We start from the raw sequence: 19,461 nt of genomic DNA, 5'->3' as shown, positions 1-19,461 counted from the left end.
ACTTTTAGTTACAGTTATAGTTCTCTTGAAGAGCTTAATGGGGATACCATTACTGATTTATCCATGGGAGATACTATCTCTATACTTAGTAATGGATTAGTCGATTCCATTTATGAACTTAATGGGAAAACGGCCAACTCAACCATTGAAATAAACAATTACACTCTCAACTTATCAGGGATCTCAGCCATTTCTGGCAGCTTTAGCGTCAAAATAAAAGAGGTAAATCAACAGAACCCACCTGTCACACGTTACCTTTATGAGGTTTCCCTTGAAGGACCAAAAGCGACAATAGATCTTGATCAATTAACGGGGGACGATAATGACAACATCGTCACAGCCGCGGCGAATACCCTTCAAACAAATGATGTAATCAACGGTGGATCTGGAAGCGACACCTTGATCATTACCGGCTCACAGAGCGTTTCCTTAGGTGAACACACGCTAACCCAGGTCGAAAACATTCGTCTCTCTGCGGGTACACAAACCATTACCTCTCATGATGATACCATCGCTTCAGAAGCAACGCTCACCGTAGATGGGTCTGAAAACATCAGTGCTATGGCGTTAGATTTTTCTGCTGAAACAGATGGCAAGGTGTCTATCACGGGTGGGGCCGCCAATGACTCTCTGGCCGGCGGTGCAGGCAATGACACACTCAACGGCGGTGCAGGCAATGACACGCTCAACGGTGGCTTAGGAAATGACTCGCTTTACGGTGGGTTGGGTGATGACACCTTCATTACCGCAAAAAACTCACTTCAAGCAGAAGACGTAATCAACGGTGGATCTGGAAACGACACACTGATCATTACCGGTGCACAAGGTGATCTGACCTTCAACGCAAACACCCTGACGCATGTTGAAAAAATCAAGATCACAGCCGGTGTTCAAACAATCCATTTTAATGACAACATTGCGCGAGATCAGACACTCACCGTCGACGGCTCAACAAACGACAGCAGCATGACATTAGATTTTTCAGATGAAGAGAATGGTAACGTTTACATAACGGGCGGATCCGAAAAGGACTCCCTAACCGGTGGCTATGGAGATGACACTCTATCCGGTGGTGACGGTAATGATACATTGAGAGGTGGTGATGGTGAAGACTCACTGACTGGCGGCGCTGGAAATGATACATTCCATTACTCTGGTTTATCTGACTTGAATGGGGATACTATTACCGACTTTTCAATTGGGGATGTTATTCGAATACAGTATCGAGGCAATGTCGATCAATCGGATCACGAGACGATCATGTCATTCAATGGCCTAGCGGCTTTTGCAGACATCCAAGCGGGAACAACAACCTTAACGTTATCGGACCTCTCCGCCAGTTCCGGTAACTTCAGTGTTAAACAAGATGAAAACACCTATGAGGTTAGTCTTGTTGCCAAACCCGCTCCTACTCCCTCAACTCCTACCACGACGCAAACCGATGGTGTTCCTGTCACAACCTCTCAGCAACAAAACAGTAAGGGATCAACCGTGGTAACCACCACGATTCCAGTGGTTAACACCAATCGAGAAGAAGACAGCTCGACCGAACACGGTGATTTAGCGGATATCCCTCTTTTAACGGACGATGCAGGTAATACGCTACTAAGTTTAGGCTTACCGACGGGCGTGGGTGCAACCTCTCAAGAAGTCAGTAACACCAGTGGCAAAAGTTTACGAGAGATCTTAATTGAATCGACTGAAGGCGTTACCACAGGTTCGCAAACATTGACTGAGTTAACGCAAGAAGGCATTGATGCCTTTTTACCCAGTGTCGGCGATGAATCCAAAGTCTCTGTGCGCACCGTTCGCTTTGAGGCCGATGACACCTTCACGGCAGGCAATACGGTTAATGTCTCCGGCGGTATTGGGAAAGGCGAAGGCAGCAGCAGCAACCCAGAACAACAAGAGGCTCTCATCATTGATGCCAGTAACCTACCGAGCGGCACAGTGTTAAACCTCTCTAATGTGGAATTTGCTCTGGTTATTGGCGCAGCACGTGTGACTGGAGGGGCGGGACAAAACTTTGTCACAGGCGATGGTAATGCGCAATTTATCGTATTAGGCGCCGAAGACGATGTACTGCACGGTGGTGGCGGTAAAGACATCATTGGCTCCAAAGGGGGTGACGACGAGCTCTACGGCGATGCCGGCAATGACTGGGTCGTAGGCGGCATAGGTAACGACACAGTAAATGGCGGCAGCGGCGATGACATTCTTCAAGGAGGCCGCAGTGACGCCGGTAAATGGACTTTTAGTATCGATCAAAATGGTCTATTAAAAGGCGTATTCATCCCAAACGAAACTGAGTTAGCTGACTCAACGGGCTTCGCTGAAGCCGGGAAATGGGTGCGTAACAGCAACGGCGATAACATCACTGATGCCCGCTTTGATTTTATTTACCAAGACTACAATGTGCTGAGTGACTTCGCTCTGCTTGTGCAAGCTGTCACGGGGCGTATGGCCACCAAAACCGAGTTAGACGCCTATATCCAAGAGGGCATCACCAGTAATACGCTAGCTTTACTGGCACACGATGCGTATCTGAATGCACACAGTGCGTCTCCAGCGTCGAACGCAGAACAACTGGACAGAGTGATCACTCATGTACTCGGAGACACAGACACTAAGAATACCCTACTGACACTGGGGCAAGAACATTTAGACCAAGGAGGTAACTGGGCCGATGTCTGGTTGTACTTAGCACGCCATGAATCAACGCGTGCTACCTTAACAGACGACGAAGGCAACTTGCAGTTGACGCAAACTACCCAAATGAACGAAACCGGCTGGTCTTGGCACCAAGACAGTGGCAACGATGTGCTCAACGGCGGCACAGGGAACGACATTCTTGTCGGTGGCTCAGGCAACAACACCTTAAATGGCGGTGAAGGTTTGGATATGATGGTGCTGATGGGCACAGTAACGGATTACGATTTTATGCTCAGTGCGCAAGACCTAAGCAATCCAGGCAGCAACATCAAAGGCGCGTCTGGCACCTTGTACCACAAGCAAACGGACCAGGAAATTGTGTTTACCGATATGGAATATCTCAACATCGGCGACCAATATTATGACTTTGACGCCAACACTTTGCCACGCGATGGTTTTAGAGTGGACTTAGCCACTCGTATTGGTGAGCCTGTAGAGCCATCTACCGTCGAAGCCGCGGGGTTTAACGAAGACTGGTTGTTCTAAAAGCAGGCAGAGAGACGAAGTTCATCCAATCTATGTAAGAAAGTAAACTTATATGGATTGGATGTTTTTTAAACTCGATTGATCTGAATTGAAACGGTTAACTCGAGATGATTAATCTCAACAAGTAAAAGGCGTGTTGTGCAATGCGCGATTAATGTACATTTTTTGATGTTTTTTCTTGCTCTGGTACTAACCAAGTCGGCCATTCTAGCTGCCACTCAGCTCGTTTCGTAAGCATCTGCAAAGCGCACAGCCATTGACGTAGAGCGGCTACGGGCAAAGGTAACACCACAGCATTAACCTCATCGGCTTCACTGATTTTCAGTACTAATTCTTGAGGACGTTTACTCAATGTAATCGTAGTTGCTAACCATTCATCACTTCGTCCTGCCAGCACAACAGGCGTTCTTTGATCATCTTCGGCTGAATCCGATAAGGAAGCATTTGTTGGTGCAATGACAGGGCTGTTTTCTTTCATCGCCAACTGAGCCCTGGTTTGAGCCAAGGTATGGAAGGCTTCAGCCTGATCCTTATCAGCAACATCAAGTTGTTCTTGTAACCAATCCAATAGGATGGGAACAAAACGGTTTAGTAACCGCTGAGTTACCCAAATACTGATTACAGACTCATCATTCATAGCACAAACAAAACGCAACCTATCTTGAACCTCGTCATATTTTGACGTAACTCGATCAATTACGGGTAAACGTTTCGCTTCCGATGGTATCGCGTTCTCTGTCATACGAGACTCTTATATCTCAAAATAATTAATGGATGAGAAAAATTTACGTGAGACAAGAAACAGCCGAATTATTCGGCTGTTTTAGCTTTACTTGCTGTTTTACGTACTGGTGCTTTTTTTGCGACCGGAGCTTTCTTAACGGCTGGCGCTTTTTTGGCTACTGGTGACTTTTTAGCAACAGAGGCTTTTTTTGCAGGAGCGGCTTTCGCTACAGGAGCAACAAGCGCTGCATCTGACACCAATTCCGGCAGTGCTTGCAAATAAGCAGAACGTGCCGTGCGAATCATTGAAAGTTCAGCTTCTAAAGTTTCAATTTTTTGCTCACAGAAACGAGCAGAATTTAATTTAGCTTGTGCTTCTGGGCTTAGCTTTTCGATATCATATTGTTTGTCATTAAGTGTCAAAATTGCCATATATACTCCGAATAAAAAATAGCATTGATATACTAGCCTAAAGCACGCTTTGTGTCTGCTATCCAGTAATTCATATTAACAAAAATAATTTTATAAACATCTTATGAAACATACCTGATTCAAGCATGCGTAAGTTACGTTTAATTATCATCAAACTACAATAATGATTCATTCAAATAATACCGAGCTTAGGCGCTCCAACTTGCGACAGTAAGAAATCAATTAAAAGTTTATGATTAATAAAATACGGAGCGGTCAATGCTGAGTCGCACTTGCCTCTCCGTTTAATAAAGGCTATCCATTTATCATTATTACTACTGAGACATAAAAGGATAATCTGTGTAGCCTTTCTCTCCTGGTGTATAAAAAGTAGATTGATCAGGTTGATTCAATTCTACTCCTTGTTTCACCCGTTCAACAAAGTCCGGGTTAGCCAAAATGCCAGTACCAAATGCGATACTATCCGCCTGATTCTGGCTAATAACTTGATGTGCTTCTTCTGGACTGTAACCCATATTTACCATAAGGTGACCATTATAAGCCGCACGAGCAACACTGACGACATCCCCTTTCTGTAATCCAAAGAAATCAGCGCGCATAAGGTGTACATACGCCAAATCATAGGCATTCAATGTTTCAGCAAGATAGCGAATAAGGCCAATGGGATCACTGTCCTTCATACTATTGAAGCTATTCAATGGAGACAGTCTAACTCCCACTCGACCCGAACCCATCACCTCAGTCACAGCACTGATTACCTCAGTTAAGAAGCGAGCTCTGTTTTCAAGAGAACCACCGTATTCATCAGTACGTTGATTAGCACTGTCACGTAAAAATTGATCGATCAAATAACCATTGGCCGCATGAATCTCTACACCATCAAAACCCGCTTTTTTCGCATTAATCGCAGCTTGGCGAAAATCGTCTACTATGGCTTTGATTTCACTTACGTTTAAAGAGCGCGGCACGGTATAAGGCTTTTTTCCTTCAGGTGTATGCGTTTCCCCTTCAATGGCAATAGCACTTGGTGCCACCGCGTCTTTACCACCGCTTAATAATGGGTGGGCGGCACGACCAGCATGCCATACTTGCATAAAGATACGGCCTCCAACATTATGCACCGCCTCAGTCGTTAGCTTCCAACCTTCAATTTGTTCCTGTGTATACACACCGGGATCATCACCAAAAGAGGATGTCCCTTCTGTTACCATAGTGCATTCAGAAATTAGTAAGCCAGTGCTTGCACGTTGAGCATAGTATTCAGCCATCAATGCATTTGGTTGATGATTGGGGGCACGAGTTCGCGTTAAAGGGGCCATTACAAAACGATTTGGTAATTCAATATCACCTAACTGAACTGGATTAAAAAGGGCATTTTCGGCAGTACTCATTCATAACTCCTAAAAAGTATAAATATCAAAGATAGTTATTCAATGCGGCTAGGTTTATTAAATTCAATCATGTGCACTTTTGTTACTCTCATTCTTCTATATTACTCAATATTCGTTACATATAATGAAGACTACATTCTTCTAAAGCCCTTTAAATGGATCTAAATAAAACGCTATTTGTCTATGATAGTTAGCGGAATTAAATACAAATACTTGTTCCTTCATTAGATATCACGACAACGATACCCCTTCTACGAGACGAAGTTGGCTAGCGCTTTTTACAACTAGCAATAGCTGGCGCTTTTTGTATCAATGCATTATTTTGTAACGCTGCAACCATAAATTTCGCGAAATCGACTCTGCGCGTTTTATTATGAGCAATACGGATGTCCCCTACATGCTCAGCCCAAACAGGTAATCCCTCACTTTCTCCTTCTTCTAGATCACTCCCTCGAACAACCGTCCATTTACTCTTGCTCGAAAAAATCAAATCCGTTGCTCTCACTTGGTCTTCTAGATCAGCAAATCGGAACCATTTAGCCAATTTACCGAATATAAGAAGAAAGGCTTTTAATTTCCAAGAATACTGATCTTTACCGTCCCTTGATATATGCCATCCGCATGAGAAAACAAGCCTAGCCTCTGCAGGGGAATAATCTAATACAGCTTGAGCAGTACCACTGGCATAATTGTTAACGCCCCAAGGAGCAAGCACAGTAAGAACAGCATCGACCTCAGGCAAGAGTTTACGTAAGGCTTCTCTATCATCTGTATAGGCCGCAATAACCGTTATTTCTTCCTTAAAATGTGCCAGCTTGTGAACACTTTGAGGGCGGCATACAGCCGAAACTTTATAACCAGATTCTAATAAATGTAAAATCATATATTGCCCAAGTTTACCTGAGCCTCCAATGACGGCAATATGCTGCTTCCAGATATTCATATTAGCTACCTATTAATTTTTATATGGACAAAGAGTAACTTAGTGAATTAAAAGTGATAATTACCAATAAACAATTAGCCGATATACAAAAATGCATAGCAGAGAAAACTCGATGAAACTAGATTGGAATTATGCTAGGGCTTTTTTAACCGCCGCAGAAGAAGGCTCTTTTTCAAAAGCATCCATCAAATTGGAATTGACTCAACCCACATTAAGTCGCCAAATCGCTGCCTTGGAAAAAAGCTTGAATTTAACTCTATTTGAGCGCTTAACAACAGGACTGATATTGACGCCCGCCGGTGAAAGCTTACTAAAGTACGTTCGAGCAATGAACGTATCTGCACAACAGTTTTCTTTGGCCGTAGCAGGCATATCAGAGGAGCTAGAAGGGACAGTATCCATTTCTGTTTGTGAAATTGATGCTCTGTTTCGAATGCCTAAAATAATTGAGTTATTACGCTCACAAGCTCCAAACATTTCTTTGGACGTGATTGTTAGTAATCAAGTAAGTAGCTTAAAGCTCAGAGAAGCCGATATCGCTGTCCGAAGCTTTCGCCCTGATGATCCAGACTTAATTGCTAGAAAGTTATTTGATGAGCCAATTTGGCTTTACGGGACTCAAAGCGTAGTAGACAGCTATGGAGAGCCAAATCATCCTAATGAGCTCACAGGGCTAACTATTCTAGGGTTTGAACGCTCAAATAAGCTCATTGATCGACTTACACCACAAGGCTGGATATTAAACGAAAGTAACTTCCCTATTGTCACGGCCTTTCAAGGGCTACAATGGCAATTGGCAAAAAGAGGCCTAGGTTTAGGCGTGTTCCCAGAAAAAATTGGTGATTCTGATCCGAGTTTAGTTAAAGCTTTTGAAGCATTTGGACCGATTCTAAGTATTCCTCTCTGGTTAGTTACACACAGGGAGTTACACACTAATTTACGCATTCGAAAAGTATTCGACCTACTGGCTTCTGGGTTTCTAGCACCTTGATAAAAAAGAATTTAAGAAAAAATATGTAAATCCACATTTTCGTATCCTATCGTACTTGACGACATGATACGGCTCTTTAGCCAAAGCATAGACTGGGCTAAAGTGACGGAGTTAATCTTAACTCATTAGAAAGCCGGTTTTTTGATAAATCAATTACTTAAGCCCGAATATTACGTGAAAGTCGCTATTCGGGCTTAAGTAACTTTTCATGAGGTCATTCTTTATGGACGTTACAATCTCACACTAAGCCACAGTACCACGTGCAGGGCGCTCATTATTAATAGTAAAGATCATCCCATCCAATAACTCGGCTAAATCAGGTCTTGCAGCAGGGCCATTAGACAAGGCGACTATTTGCACCGTTCCGTCTGGGCGCAAGCAAAAAACTCCAGGTTCAGAGAAACGACCATCTGCCTCATTTGCGCTCAAAGGTTCACTAATATACAAGCCAAGTTTACGCATTTCAGTTTCCGATAGTTCGCATGATATAGGAAAAGTCCAACCAAATTCGGCGACATCCAATTGCGCTTTTTCTCTAGAGTCTGCAGATACCGTCATAATGTCAAAGCCAGCATCATTCCAAGCCGTTTGCATTGATTGCAGTGTGTTCAAATATTTTTTGCAACGACCGCAGTGCTTGCCACGATAGACAACGATTAATTGCCACTTACCAGAGGCTGCACCAATATTTACCGGGGCACCTGTCTCTACAGATACTGCTGAGAATTCAGGTAGGATAACTCCGGCGGCTACTTTTTGACTATTCACTTAACATACTCCTGATTTATTTTTTTTAGGATTACTTTTTGCACACTTAATTTGTAATACAATTAGAAACATACTCTTAAAAAGTTGTTAAAATCAAGCTCTTTTTAAGTGAATAAACATTTTAGCCACATTTTTCTTTTAACTTTTGGATCAAATCTAGGGCTTTATCTTTCGATTTCGTGCGTTCAGGGTAGATTAAATAATAGGCTTTTCGTAACGGTAAATACATTGAACTTAATGGTATTAGCTCACCCATTTTCAGCACATCTTCGATGAAAAGCCCTTGACCTAATAACAACCCTTTCCCTTGTATGGCTGCGTCAATTGCCCTTGTTGCAGAAACTCAATTGCCTGCAATCAATTTGCATTATGCAAGTGCAGGACAAGAGCTAGGATGGCATTTTGATAACTCTTCTTTTGCTATCACCCTATTAATTCAAAAACCTGACGCGAGCGGTGTATTTGAATACATTAAAAATATGCGTGATGCTGATGCTGGCGAAATGAATTATTCCGGTGTTAGTGATGTTTTAGCCGGGAAAAAAGCCGCCAAACAGCTACAGATAGAATCCGGTTCCCTGGTGCTATTTCGCGGTAGGAATGCGATTCATCGAGTTACTCCCACACAGGGAAATACGACTCGCATACTGGTTGTACTTGCTTATAATTCAGAACCAGGGATTGAACTTTCTGAAGCGGCACGCAAAACCTTCTATGGTCGATTGGATTCACCCCGTTTGCCATTCATTATCTCGGAGGTAACCTATCCAATAAAAAACCCGTGCTGCATTTGGAGAATTATATGAAAGGAGTAAGTTACTCACCTTCAATAAGAGGTTATCATTAATTATCTAGAAAAATGGTTATACGATAAGTATCTAGAATTCAAGCAGACAGACATTATTAAGGATTTGTCTGCTGCTTGATATGAAGAAGTAGCAACTTCAATTATGTCTAAAAACATATACTTGAATTCAAACGGCTATCTCGCTTTCACTTTTTATATTACTTTCCCCCACTTATATACCTTCCATTGATCGTAGTGCTTTTTCTGCTCACTTAATTGAATACAGGGATTTATCAGATAAGTATGATTCGCATAAAGACATAATGGTAAGTCATTGATTGAATCCGTGTAAAAGTGCATTTCATTAAAATGTACATCATTTATTTTAACCCAGTCTTTTAGCCTCTGAATTTTACCTTCTCGATAACTGGGAATACCGGATATTTGATTGGAGTAGCAGTTTTCCTTCATCTGTAGATCGATACCGATACATTGATCAATGCCAAGCTTGCTTGCTACTTTTTTTACAATAAAAGTTACGGATGCAGAAATAATTAGTAAAGGCTTTTTATCCCTTTTTAACTGGTTAATTAGCGTTAATGCTTCCGGAAAAACTTTAGGTAGTATGTCGGCAACAACAAATTCATCAACCAACGTATCAATTCTATCAGCGAGAATAGTAGTAATTGGAGCTAGAGTGAAAGAGAGGTAGTCTTCCATATTCATTTCACCTTTCTCATACTGAGCCATCATTGCCCGCTCTGTTTCAATAAATTTTGGAGTTTTCACGATGCCTTTTTTCACTAAAAAAGTATTCCACAATGACGCACAATCCCCATCGATTAAAGTGCCATCCAAATCAAAAACATAAAGTGCATGTGACATATTAAACTCCAACAGGTTGAATTTCATTTAGATTAAATAACAATTCTATAGAACTGCCTTTTGGCATTAATCGCTCAGAGGAACGATTTAACAGATCAACTGTTAACTCTTCGTTTTCTACCTTTAAGTTATAACGAATAACATTCCCAAGTAATTGATGAGAAATGATCTTGGCCAATTTTGGAGAAGAGATATGGTCAGCATATTGTCGACCTGCGTCTTTTATGTAAATAGATTCAGGGCGTATAGCAACTTTATTGTTACTATTGATGTTAAACCAGTGCTTCGCCGTTTCTGCTGAGATCAAGTTATAGTTTCCCATAAAGCTAGCGACGAACTCATTAACAGGTTTCGTATATATATCCTCTGGATTACCTTGTTGAACGATCTCCCCTTGGTTCATTAAGAAAATACGATCAGACATCAACATTGCTTCTTCTTGGTCGTGAGTAACAAATATTGTGGTTAAATTTAACTCTTTTTGAATATCCAAAATTTGTTGTCGTAAATTTTTACGAATTTTGGCATCAAGGGCCGATAATGGTTCATCGAGCAGTAATATCCTTGGTTTAACAATTAACGCTCTGGCAAGCGCTACACGTTGGCGTTGACCACCAGAAAGTTCATGCGGGTGGCATTTCTCTTTACCACCAAGTTCAACAAGCGCAAGCATTTTTTGTAAGTCTTCTTTAGCGTCTTTTTTGCTGATTCCTTTCATTTTTAAACCAAAGGCGATATTGTCTTCAACGGTCATATTTGGAAACAATGCGTAGGATTGAAAAACCATCCCTATTTCACGATGTTGAGCTTGAGTATGAGTGATATCAACACCATCGACCCATATCTCGCCCTTATTGGCTTTATCAAGTCCTGCCAAGGTACGAAGTAGAGTCGACTTACCACAACCACTTGGGCCTAACAAGGTGACAAACTCACCCTCTTCAATGGTAAATTCAATATCTTCAAATACAGTGACCTCACCAAAACATTTGCTAAGTTTGTTTATTGTTACGTAGCTCATTGAGTATTTCCTCTGGTTAAACGACTGGCCAGCCAAGTACAAAAAAAGATGAAGGCAAAATAGGTCATGACAAGTGCCGATGTAAAATGACCACTAGTTTGTCGCATGTTGTACAGATAAATCTGTAATGTTTCATAACGCGTACCGACTAGGATATTGGCAAAAACAAATTCTCCTAGCAGAAAAGAAAAGGACAAAAATAAGGAAGCCAGCAACCCTTTTTTTAAGTTTGGTAAAATGACTAATAAAAAAGCTTTTGTGGTACTTGCACCTAAAAGGTGGGCTGCATCGATTAAGTCTTTTAGGTTAATTGTGGTAAAGCTATTAGCAATCGCACGGTACATAAAAGGCAGCGCAATAGTGAAGTAGGTCGCGATTAATATCCATGGCGTGCCAATAAGTTGGAACTTGCTCTCTGCATATAACTGCAATAACCCCACAGAAGACACCACAGGCGGCACTGCAAAAGGCAATAAGATCAATAGATTCATGATTTTGTCGAGCTTAGGGTAATAATAAAACACCACAAAAATCATCGGCAGCACTAACACAGTTGCTAAAAGCAGCGCACTAATACAGATAAACAGTGAGCGCCCAAATGCATCTATAAAACGAGGGTCCGTTAATAAAGCGCTGTACCATTTAAGGGAAAAACCATCAGGAAGAATCGTTGCGCCCCAACTTGATGATAAGGAGTAAATAAAAGTCGTTAAGATAGGCGTAAATAATAACGTTATTACACTGTATACAACGCTTTTATGAATAAAAAGTTTATTATTTCCCATGATAGCTCCGCGCAATTAACCACTGATTTATCGCTGTAATAAAAGCAAGTAAGAGCATCAAAACAACAGAAATAGCGGCCGCTAAGTTAGGCTCTAAAAAGAGATCACCAGAGACAAGACTCGCCACTCTAATGGTTACCATGTTGTAATTCCCTGCCGTAAGAGCATACACGCTCGCATATGCACCAATGGCGTTTGCAAATAAAATAATGAAGGTACCAAGCAACGCTGGCGAAAGAATAGGGATGCCTATTTTTACCCAGTATTTGAAAGGATTGGCACCTAACAATGCCGCGGCTTCATAGGCATCTTTTTTGAGAGCATCAAAAGCTGGATAAAGTAATAATGCACCCAATGGAATTTGAAAATAGATATACAGAGTGAGCAATCCCCAACGACTATAAAGATTAAAATCTTCAATAACCCCCCACTGCTTTAATAACAAGGTGACGGCGCCATTAGTGCCTAAAATAATGATAAAGGCAAAGGCTAAGGGCACGCCTGCAAAGTTGCTGCTCATATTAGTAAACGCAATGATTGCTTCTTTAATACGACTGTTGAGATGCCGTAGTGATGATACAAATAACGCAGCCAATATTAACCCGACTAAACTTGACCAAAAACTGATCCATACACTGTTATAAAAGCTTTGTAATATAAAAGCAGAATCAAAGATTGCTTGGTAATTTACTAATGACCACTCTCCCTCATAAACAAAACTGTTAATAAATACCCATACCATTGGGGCGACTTGAAACAAATAGAAAAACAGTACGAAGGGGATAAGCCATAATGCAGGTCTATACTTTGCCAATGTTAAAAATATACTCGGCCACCTAATCCCCCTTGAAGATTGCCCTTCTAGTGCAATAATTCTTTTATTCATTTCAAGCACTCCTTCTTAAAGGGTTTAGAGTGTGTCAACCCCAGCAATTCACACACCATGCCACAAAGTTCCGTTTGCTTTATTGTGTGTGCTTTGTGGCTAAAATGATCACCTATTAAATAAAGTGGCACTTCACGCTCTTCTTTAAGCGTTCCACCATGGGATTTATCATTGTTCATACCATGATCACTGGTAATCAATATTTGATAGCCTAGGCTTATCCACTGCGGTAAAAAATCCGATAGAACAATATCTGCTCGACGAGCTGAATTACGATATTCAGCAGAATCCAACCCATACCGATGGCCTGCATTATCAATATTCATTGGGTGAACCAGTAAAAAATCAGGATCGTATTCCTGACGTAGATACTCCCCATCAAGAAACAATGCTTCATCAGGATAATGATCCCAGTGATAAAATAGTCCATGCTGTATATTCAATGCTAGGTTGTTGGTATGGCGGTCTCTCTGGGCATTGTAAGGGGAAATATTATACAGCTCACTAACCCAATGGTAGGCGGCGGCGGCTGTTTTCTTCCCCTGTTTGTTGGCCAAACTAAATATGGATTCTAAATGCGAATTGCGTACTACCTGATTGTGGACAATGCCACTTTCTATAGGAGAACTGCCCGTCAATATACATTCGTATAAAGGCCGTGACAGGGAGGGTAACTCACTTTGTAAAGCGTATTGGCTTGCTATCTTGTGCTCTATTAATCCAGTTAAGTAGCCCATACAATCCTGGGCTACTTTTAGATTTAGGCCATCAAGAACAACAAGGATTACCTTATTATTCATATTACACCTCAATTATTGTTGATGGATTAACACACTTTCTTGCCATGCACGAGGTAATTTACGCGCTGACTTTTCCCAAGCTTCAAAATCTGTGATTGGATTAGATGCTTTATATTGCTCATTAGGAATCAGCTTTGCTTGCGTTTCAGCAGGCAATGTTACGTTAGTACGAATTGGACGAGCGTAGCCATTTGCTAGATTAATTTGCCCTACATCACTGAAAATGTATTCTCGTGTAAGTTTTGCTGCATTAGGATTTTTTGCGTATTTATTAATAATAGTGGTATAGCCGGATGTTACTGAACCATCTTGAGGAATCCCAACACTAAAACGTTCACGGCCGATTTTATCTCGATAATTAAGTGCATTAAAATCCCACATAACAGCAACTTCCACTTCCCCTTTTTCTAAATTCGCTAAGCTTGGATCGGTATAAGAAAGACGCCCTTGCTTCGACAGTTTTTCAAAAAATTGAATAGCTGGTTTTAAATTTGACTCATTCCCTCCATTAGCAAAAGCAGCAGCCAATACGGCATTGTTTGCTTGAGAAGCAACACCAACATCACCGATTGTTACTTTATAATCACCTTCAAGTAAATCGGCCCATGTTTTGGGAGTATTTTTAACTAGATTGTTATTAGAAATAAAAGAAATGGTTCCTGTATAAGCCAGCATCCAATGACCATCTTTATCTTTTGCCCAATTAGGGATTTCATCCCAAGTACTCGGTTTATAGGGTTGCGTTATTCCTTTTTGAGTTGCAACTCGTGCAAATGCGAAACCAATATCACCAATATCTGCGGTAGCATTTTTCTTTTCAGATTCAAATTTTGCTATTTCTTGAGCAGAGCTCATATCTGTATCTTGATGGCTAATATTATATTTATCTTTAAGATCAACCCATGTGTCTTTCCAGTTTGCCCAGCTATCTGGCATACCAACACTGTACACCTGACCCTCTTTTTGTGCCGCGTTAATCAGTAAATCAATCGATTCTGCTGAATAGACACCTAGGGGAAGCGATAGTGCAAGAAGTGCTGTAGTCGTTTTTAACATTTTCATTCTCTCTTCATCCTTCTTCTTTTGTTGGACTAGTCCAGTAAGTGAATTTTCATACTATCTTATGAATGTTTCATTTTGTTTACAAAAAAATAGGAAGAGTGGATATTTAATTCAAACGCTTTAGATCAAAAAGGATTAGATTGCTTTTTACGCTTTTGTAGTTTAAATATATAAAATATATAAAATATTATTGAGTTAGGCTAAGTGGATATAACAAAGAAAAATTCTCAGAACATTAAAGAGATCTTACGAGATCAAATTAGCAGGCAGCTATTATTACCTTTACAAAAAATCCCTTCAGAGCGTGAATTAAGCGAGCTTTTTTCACTGACGAGAATCAGTGTAAAAAGTGCATTGCATTCTCTGGAAGTTGAGGGCTTAATTTATAGAGAAAATCGTCGAGGATGGTTTGTATCTCCACCTAGAATTGAATATAACCCCCTGTCAAGAGGCCACTTTCATCAGATGATAAGCGATCAACAACGTGTCGCTAAAACGCTATTATTGAATGTTAAAAGTATGGTGGCCCCGAGTGCTATTGCAACAACATTAAAGCTATCTAAACCTACCCCAATTCATATAATTGAACGATTGCGTTACATTGATGGCCGTGCTGTATTATTTGTCGAAAACTGCCTCATTAGTCAATATTTCCCTGATATATTATCAGAGGATTTATCACAATCACTTACTGAGCTATATGCAAAAAAATATGGATTCAGAAATAGTTGCTCCCATTTTGATTTTATTCCTACATCTGCCCCTGAACATGTTATTCATGCATTAAATATGCACCCAGGGCAACAAGTTTTGAAAATTTGCCGTGTTAATTATAATCAACACAATAACATAATTGACTGCGAATTTGAGTATTGGAGACCGGATGCTGTCATGGTTAGTATTAATAATAGAGAGTAGCTCTATATAGCGACTAGCATTCGTTTAATCTAACCTATTGATAACTTAATCGCGACTATTCATCACCGACTCGCAGTCTAAACATACTAGTCATAAAAAATTAGCATTAGTCTGCGTCACTTTAAACAAATACATAGAACCGCTTAGCTAATTAAATTAGCAAACAGCGCACCCTCTTTTCCAAAGTTCCTTGATTAAGCCAAACTGTTTTCCTTGAGCCGTTTGGCCTTTTGACCTAGACCGCCAAGGTAATCCTATCAAGGAGCCAGTCAGATCATAATAGGTAAGCTTATCGTTACCGTTAACCCTTGAGGAGATGAACCATTAAAAGATAACCTACCTTGGTACTTATCCACTATATTTTTTACAATCGATAGCCCTAGCCCTGCACCATCCATGGTACCTGAGCGAAAAAAGCGTTCGCTTAACCTGGCAATATCTTCTTTTGAAACGCCTTTACCAGTATCAATTACCTTTAATTCGGCAGCATCTGCAGATTGAGTCCAAACCAGACTAATGATAGCGCCATCAGGTGAAAACTTAATACTGTTACTTATTAAGATCTGTAATAAAATTTCGATATGATTGGTTTCAACTAAGCAATTCCAAGAAAGACCATCATCAACATTCAGTACGATTTCAATATCTCGCTTCCAAGCTAAAGGGAGCATTGCCGCGATCATTGCCCGGGTGATGACTAATATGTCACTCTTGGTTGTCAGGGCTTCTTTCTTATGCTCTAGTCTGGCTAATGCAAGTAACTGAGAAACAATACGGGTAGAACGATCAACCCCTACCGTCAATAGACAAGGCTTCGATGGCATGAATCCCGTCATACAATGCATCTACCGTATACCCTTCTCTTTTTAATGCCGTCAACAGGCCCTCAGTCAAAGAGACATCGTCTTCTACAACTAGTATGCACAAACCCATTCCTGCTTTCATAAGGACGCCAAAGTTGATTGAAGAAGCGTGTTGAATTCCCCTAAATCTATCTCACCTTGACGACTATTAACTAAATTGCCATTAGACAAAAAGAAAAACAGAGAATGAGTGCGAGACCCTGCCGTATATTCCCCCACCCGTTAGTACCAGTTTGAAAAGGGGTAAGCCATGGGAGCAAGGCGTTCTTGCTCAACAAGAAATGAACCTTATTAGTGATCCTATCGAAAGTAGTTTGAATGATCATATCTATTTCAGTAAAGAGGCCAGTAGTGGCGGACAAGGTTTCGGAGGTGGTGGTTGTGGCTGTAACTAAAAAAAACGCAAAAAATAAAGAACTGGCTAGCTTACTAACAGCAGCAAGCTGCGCTCTTATCGGTGGATTAGCAAGCAATGCAAATGCTGAGGACAGTTGGGATGTAGATGCCGCCTTTCTACTTTACTCTGAAACAGAGGGACGCGTGTCAGCAGCTGAACCTGTGATTAGTGCGACAAAAAACTACGATGAGGAAACCAAGCGTAACATTAAACTGGCCGCCGACACCCTTACAGGAGCCACTCCAAGCGATCAAGTGCAAACGTTTACGAGCCCTTCCGGTAATGGTTCTTATCGTACCGAGGTGAACCAACCAACGTTAGACGACACCTTTAAAGATACCCGCCTTGCACTTTCAACAAATTGGTCAGCCCCTATCTCCCGAGATTGGTCCTACGGTATTGGAGGCTATTTTTCAAAAGAATACGACTATCAATCTTTAGGTGTTAATGGCAATGTATCACGGTATTTCAATCAGAAAAACACCACATTGACAATGGGGCTAAACCTGTCAAATGACACTCTTAACCCAGTTGGAGGGATTCCAAGCAAGTTATTTCAAGTTCCAGAAAACAGCTCAAATAACGAGTTCTCACAACGTCAAGATTCAGATGATAAAAGCGTAATCGATGCGGTATTTGGTATTAGTCAAGTTATAAATAGCAGAACTATTATGCAATTTAATTATGGGGTAAGTACCAGTTCCGGTTATTTAACAGACCCCTATAAAATTCTCTCTGTGATCAATGATAACTCAGGAGAAAACTATGGTGGTAATTTTCAAAGTAATAACCGAGACCTCTATTTATACGAAAGCCGACCGGACTCACGATTAAAACAAAGCCTTTACTGGCAGACAAAATACCAGCTCGACAATAACGATATTCTAGATCTTAGCTATCGTTACATGTCTGATGATTGGGGCATTCATTCCCACACAATTGATGCAAAAAACCGTTTCCGTTTTAATAAGCAGTATTTGGAGCCACAACTTCGCTGGTATACTCAAAGCAAGGCGGACTTTTACCACCGCTACTTAAATGCCAGCGACCATTCTAATAACGAATTTGCCAGTGCTGATTACCGTTTGGGTGATTTAGATACCTACACCATGGGCTAAAATACGGTTATCAATTTGCCGATAACACTGAATTCTACACGCGTGTTTCTCTGTATCACCAAGAAAGCAATAGCGCTCAAGGGTATGGAAAACTGACTAAACAAGAACTTTACCCTAGCCTAGATGCGGCCATTTTAATTAATTGTGGCGGAGATCTCGCCTGCAATGGCCGAAGGTTAAACGGAGAAAGTTGGAAGGTTGGTATTGAACCCATTGTAGACGCAACAAAAGCAAAACCTATTATTGCGCTTTCATCAGGAGCACTGGCCACCTCAGAAGACAGTCAGCGTTTCCTCTTAAAAAACGGCATTCGCTATTCTCATGTTCTCAATACCATTACTGGTTGGCCTATTACCAATGCACCGAGGAGCGTTACCATTGCCGCACCAACCTGTATAAATGCCGGGATCATTTCAACATTAGCGCTTCTTCAGGGGAATGAAGCGGAAGATTTTTTAGAGTCTATAGAGATGCCTGATTAGATGTCTTATTAATTCTGCGCTCTCTTAAACTAATCAGACACGCTCTTAAGAATAAACAAAATAAGATATGGCGATTCGATGTAAACACAAATAAATCACTTGAGACACTCACGGTGATGAGATTGATAAGACGATAAATGTGTTTTAAATATTCGTATCCCTGCACATTCCATCCTTTAAATTCTTAATTGATGCCAATAAAAGCGACATCAAGTAACAACCGCGGAAGCACACTCCAAAGGCTATTTTTAGTACAAAACTTAGGTAATAATCACTCCATCGAAACGCAACAGCGGTTCACCTACTTATTAAACTTAACGGTTTTGGAGATTTATTATGAACACATTTACTAAAGCAACATTGGCTCTTTTGACTTCTTCTGCAATCGCAACGTCTGCTTTTGCCGCATCAGGATCTTCTGATGATTCGGCTTACGAAACTTATCGTAACAGCATCTCTAGTGTAGAAGCTTTGTCTAATACATTAGATAAGCACGGCATTCAGTACAATGCAGAGGTTAATCTAAAAGGCGCCAACACTTTCACTAAGAAAGCCGATGCTTACAACGACAAGTACGAAGAACTTCAAACTGTATTTAATGCGGCCCATTTTGCTAACTAATTGAATTAGCGAAAAGCGCTCCCTCTTTTCCAAGATTCCTTTTTAAACCAAACTGTTTTTTCTTAGGCAGTTTGGTTTTTTTATATCCAAACAAATCACTATTTTTTTCAAAACATTATAACTCCTTCTTATATCGTTCTACATTTTCTCTTGAGTTTCTGCTGGCTCATCAATAGCAAGCTGATCATTAATCATTTTTCCCATCGTCGGAAAAGACAAACTTACTATTTGAGATTCAATCAACCAAAGATTAGACCGCATAAGAGATTTTGCACAATGTAGAAATACTTCTGTAATCGTGACTTCAATACAAATTTTTAGGAGGGTGGCGTTCTGAGCATACTTTCTAATTCAATATACATCATTCCCTCTACACCTTAATCACATAAA

Annotated in this window: 22 protein-coding genes; 8 read left to right on the top strand and 14 right to left on the bottom strand. The window is 40.8% G+C overall.

Going from position 1 to position 19,461, the window contains the following annotated elements; all coding sequences use genetic code 11:
* Positions 1-63 precede the first annotated feature (63 nt).
* Positions 64-3,198 carry a hypothetical protein gene (locus tag O1D97_RS04710; protein WP_269123270.1) on the top strand — a complete coding sequence of 1,045 codons (3,135 nt, stop codon included), beginning with the start codon at positions 64-66 and terminating at the stop codon, positions 3,196-3,198.
* 151 nt (positions 3,199-3,349) lie between these two features.
* On the opposite strand, the gene O1D97_RS04705 is transcribed toward O1D97_RS04710, so the two are convergent.
* The 4 genes from O1D97_RS04705 to O1D97_RS04690 form a co-directional block, all read right to left on the bottom strand.
* Positions 3,350-3,940, bottom strand: a complete 591-nt coding sequence (locus O1D97_RS04705; protein WP_269123268.1) for a hypothetical protein — start codon at positions 3,938-3,940, stop codon at positions 3,350-3,352.
* A 68-nt stretch (positions 3,941-4,008) separates the two neighbouring features.
* Positions 4,009-4,353 carry a DUF6447 family protein gene (locus O1D97_RS04700; protein WP_269123266.1) on the bottom strand — a complete coding sequence of 115 codons (345 nt, stop codon included), beginning with the start codon at positions 4,351-4,353 and terminating at the stop codon, positions 4,009-4,011.
* A 314-nt stretch (positions 4,354-4,667) separates the two neighbouring features.
* Complete coding sequence (locus O1D97_RS04695) at positions 4,668-5,744, bottom strand: alkene reductase (RefSeq protein ID WP_269123264.1); 1,077 nt, start codon at positions 5,742-5,744, stop codon at positions 4,668-4,670.
* Between the two features lie 268 nt (positions 5,745-6,012).
* On the bottom strand, positions 6,013-6,687 hold the full coding sequence (locus O1D97_RS04690) for an NAD(P)-dependent oxidoreductase (RefSeq protein ID WP_269123262.1): 675 nt from the start codon (positions 6,685-6,687) through the stop codon (positions 6,013-6,015).
* A 112-nt stretch (positions 6,688-6,799) separates the two neighbouring features.
* Between O1D97_RS04690 and O1D97_RS04685 the strand changes: the two genes are divergently transcribed.
* Positions 6,800-7,678, top strand: a complete 879-nt coding sequence (locus O1D97_RS04685; RefSeq protein WP_269123260.1) for a LysR family transcriptional regulator — start codon at positions 6,800-6,802, stop codon at positions 7,676-7,678.
* Positions 7,679-7,921: 243 nt separating this feature from the next.
* On the opposite strand, the gene O1D97_RS04680 is transcribed toward O1D97_RS04685, so the two are convergent.
* Positions 7,922-8,446 (bottom strand): redoxin domain-containing protein, encoded by a 525-nt coding sequence (locus O1D97_RS04680; protein WP_269123258.1) that lies wholly within the window; start codon positions 8,444-8,446, stop codon positions 7,922-7,924.
* A 311-nt stretch (positions 8,447-8,757) separates the two neighbouring features.
* Between O1D97_RS04680 and O1D97_RS04675 the strand changes: the two genes are divergently transcribed.
* Positions 8,758-9,252, top strand: a complete 495-nt coding sequence (locus O1D97_RS04675) for a HalD/BesD family halogenase (RefSeq protein WP_269123256.1) — start codon at positions 8,758-8,760, stop codon at positions 9,250-9,252.
* A 194-nt stretch (positions 9,253-9,446) separates the two neighbouring features.
* Here the strand turns inward: O1D97_RS04675 and O1D97_RS04670 are convergent, their stop codons facing one another.
* The 6 genes from O1D97_RS04670 to O1D97_RS04645 are packed head-to-tail and all read right to left on the bottom strand — an operon-like array spanning position 9,447 to position 14,672.
* On the bottom strand, positions 9,447-10,118 hold the full coding sequence (locus O1D97_RS04670) for an HAD family hydrolase (protein ID WP_269123254.1): 672 nt from the start codon (positions 10,116-10,118) through the stop codon (positions 9,447-9,449).
* Between the two features lies 1 nt (position 10,119).
* The gene (locus tag O1D97_RS04665; protein ID WP_269123252.1) at positions 10,120-11,139 is read right to left on the bottom strand and encodes an ABC transporter ATP-binding protein; all 1,020 of its coding nucleotides are present in this window, start codon (positions 11,137-11,139) and stop codon (positions 10,120-10,122) included.
* Entirely contained in the window at positions 11,136-11,924 is a 789-nt protein-coding gene (locus tag O1D97_RS04660) for an ABC transporter permease (protein ID WP_269123250.1), read from the bottom strand. Before O1D97_RS04660 ends, O1D97_RS04665 begins: the two co-directional genes overlap by 4 nt.
* Positions 11,914-12,810, bottom strand: coding sequence for an ABC transporter permease (locus tag O1D97_RS04655; RefSeq protein WP_269123248.1), 897 nt, complete (start codon positions 12,808-12,810; stop codon positions 11,914-11,916). Before O1D97_RS04655 ends, O1D97_RS04660 begins: the two co-directional genes overlap by 11 nt.
* Complete coding sequence (locus O1D97_RS04650) at positions 12,807-13,610, bottom strand: alkaline phosphatase family protein (RefSeq protein WP_269123246.1); 804 nt, start codon at positions 13,608-13,610, stop codon at positions 12,807-12,809. The genes O1D97_RS04655 and O1D97_RS04650 overlap by 4 nt, the downstream gene beginning before the upstream one ends.
* A gap of 12 nt (positions 13,611-13,622) precedes the next feature.
* On the bottom strand, positions 13,623-14,672 hold the full coding sequence (locus O1D97_RS04645) for an ABC transporter substrate-binding protein (protein WP_269123244.1): 1,050 nt from the start codon (positions 14,670-14,672) through the stop codon (positions 13,623-13,625).
* 204 nt (positions 14,673-14,876) lie between these two features.
* Here O1D97_RS04645 and O1D97_RS04640 point away from each other — a divergent pair, with 204 nt between their 5' ends.
* Positions 14,877-15,590 carry a UTRA domain-containing protein gene (locus O1D97_RS04640; RefSeq protein ID WP_269123242.1) on the top strand — a complete coding sequence of 238 codons (714 nt, stop codon included), beginning with the start codon at positions 14,877-14,879 and terminating at the stop codon, positions 15,588-15,590.
* Positions 15,591-15,859: 269 nt separating this feature from the next.
* Here the strand turns inward: O1D97_RS04640 and O1D97_RS04635 are convergent, their stop codons facing one another.
* Positions 15,860-16,414 carry a sensor histidine kinase gene (locus tag O1D97_RS04635; protein WP_269123240.1) on the bottom strand — a complete coding sequence of 185 codons (555 nt, stop codon included), beginning with the start codon at positions 16,412-16,414 and terminating at the stop codon, positions 15,860-15,862.
* Positions 16,377-16,535, bottom strand: coding sequence for a hypothetical protein (locus O1D97_RS04630; protein WP_269123238.1), 159 nt, complete (start codon positions 16,533-16,535; stop codon positions 16,377-16,379). Before O1D97_RS04630 ends, O1D97_RS04635 begins: the two co-directional genes overlap by 38 nt.
* 151 nt (positions 16,536-16,686) lie before the next feature.
* On the opposite strand from O1D97_RS04630, the gene O1D97_RS04625 reads away from it, so the two are divergent.
* The 4 genes from O1D97_RS04625 (at position 16,687) to O1D97_RS04610 (ending at position 19,071) form a co-directional block, all read left to right on the top strand.
* Positions 16,687-16,848 carry a DUF4266 domain-containing protein gene (locus O1D97_RS04625; protein WP_330221437.1) on the top strand — a complete coding sequence of 54 codons (162 nt, stop codon included), beginning with the start codon at positions 16,687-16,689 and terminating at the stop codon, positions 16,846-16,848.
* Positions 16,835-17,968: a DUF3570 domain-containing protein gene (locus O1D97_RS04620; RefSeq protein ID WP_269123236.1), complete on the top strand. Its 1,134-nt coding sequence runs from the start codon at positions 16,835-16,837 to the stop codon at positions 17,966-17,968. The genes O1D97_RS04625 and O1D97_RS04620 overlap by 14 nt, the downstream gene beginning before the upstream one ends.
* Before the next feature lie 50 nt (positions 17,969-18,018).
* Positions 18,019-18,450, top strand: a complete 432-nt coding sequence (locus tag O1D97_RS04615; protein ID WP_330221443.1) for an FAD:protein FMN transferase — start codon at positions 18,019-18,021, stop codon at positions 18,448-18,450.
* A gap of 336 nt (positions 18,451-18,786) precedes the next feature.
* Complete coding sequence (locus tag O1D97_RS04610; RefSeq protein WP_269123234.1) at positions 18,787-19,071, top strand: hypothetical protein; 285 nt, start codon at positions 18,787-18,789, stop codon at positions 19,069-19,071.
* Positions 19,072-19,209: 138 nt separating this feature from the next.
* On the opposite strand, the gene O1D97_RS04605 is transcribed toward O1D97_RS04610, so the two are convergent.
* Positions 19,210-19,332 carry a hypothetical protein gene (locus tag O1D97_RS04605; RefSeq protein WP_269123232.1) on the bottom strand — a complete coding sequence of 41 codons (123 nt, stop codon included), beginning with the start codon at positions 19,330-19,332 and terminating at the stop codon, positions 19,210-19,212.
* Between the last annotated feature and the right edge of the window lie 129 nt (positions 19,333-19,461).

Source organism: Marinomonas phaeophyticola (genome assembly GCF_026966905.1).
Taxonomy (GTDB): Bacteria; Pseudomonadota; Gammaproteobacteria; order Pseudomonadales; family Marinomonadaceae; genus Marinomonas; species Marinomonas phaeophyticola.
Note: the sequence above shows the minus strand (reverse complement) of the source record. Positions and strands in the feature narration are given on the sequence as shown.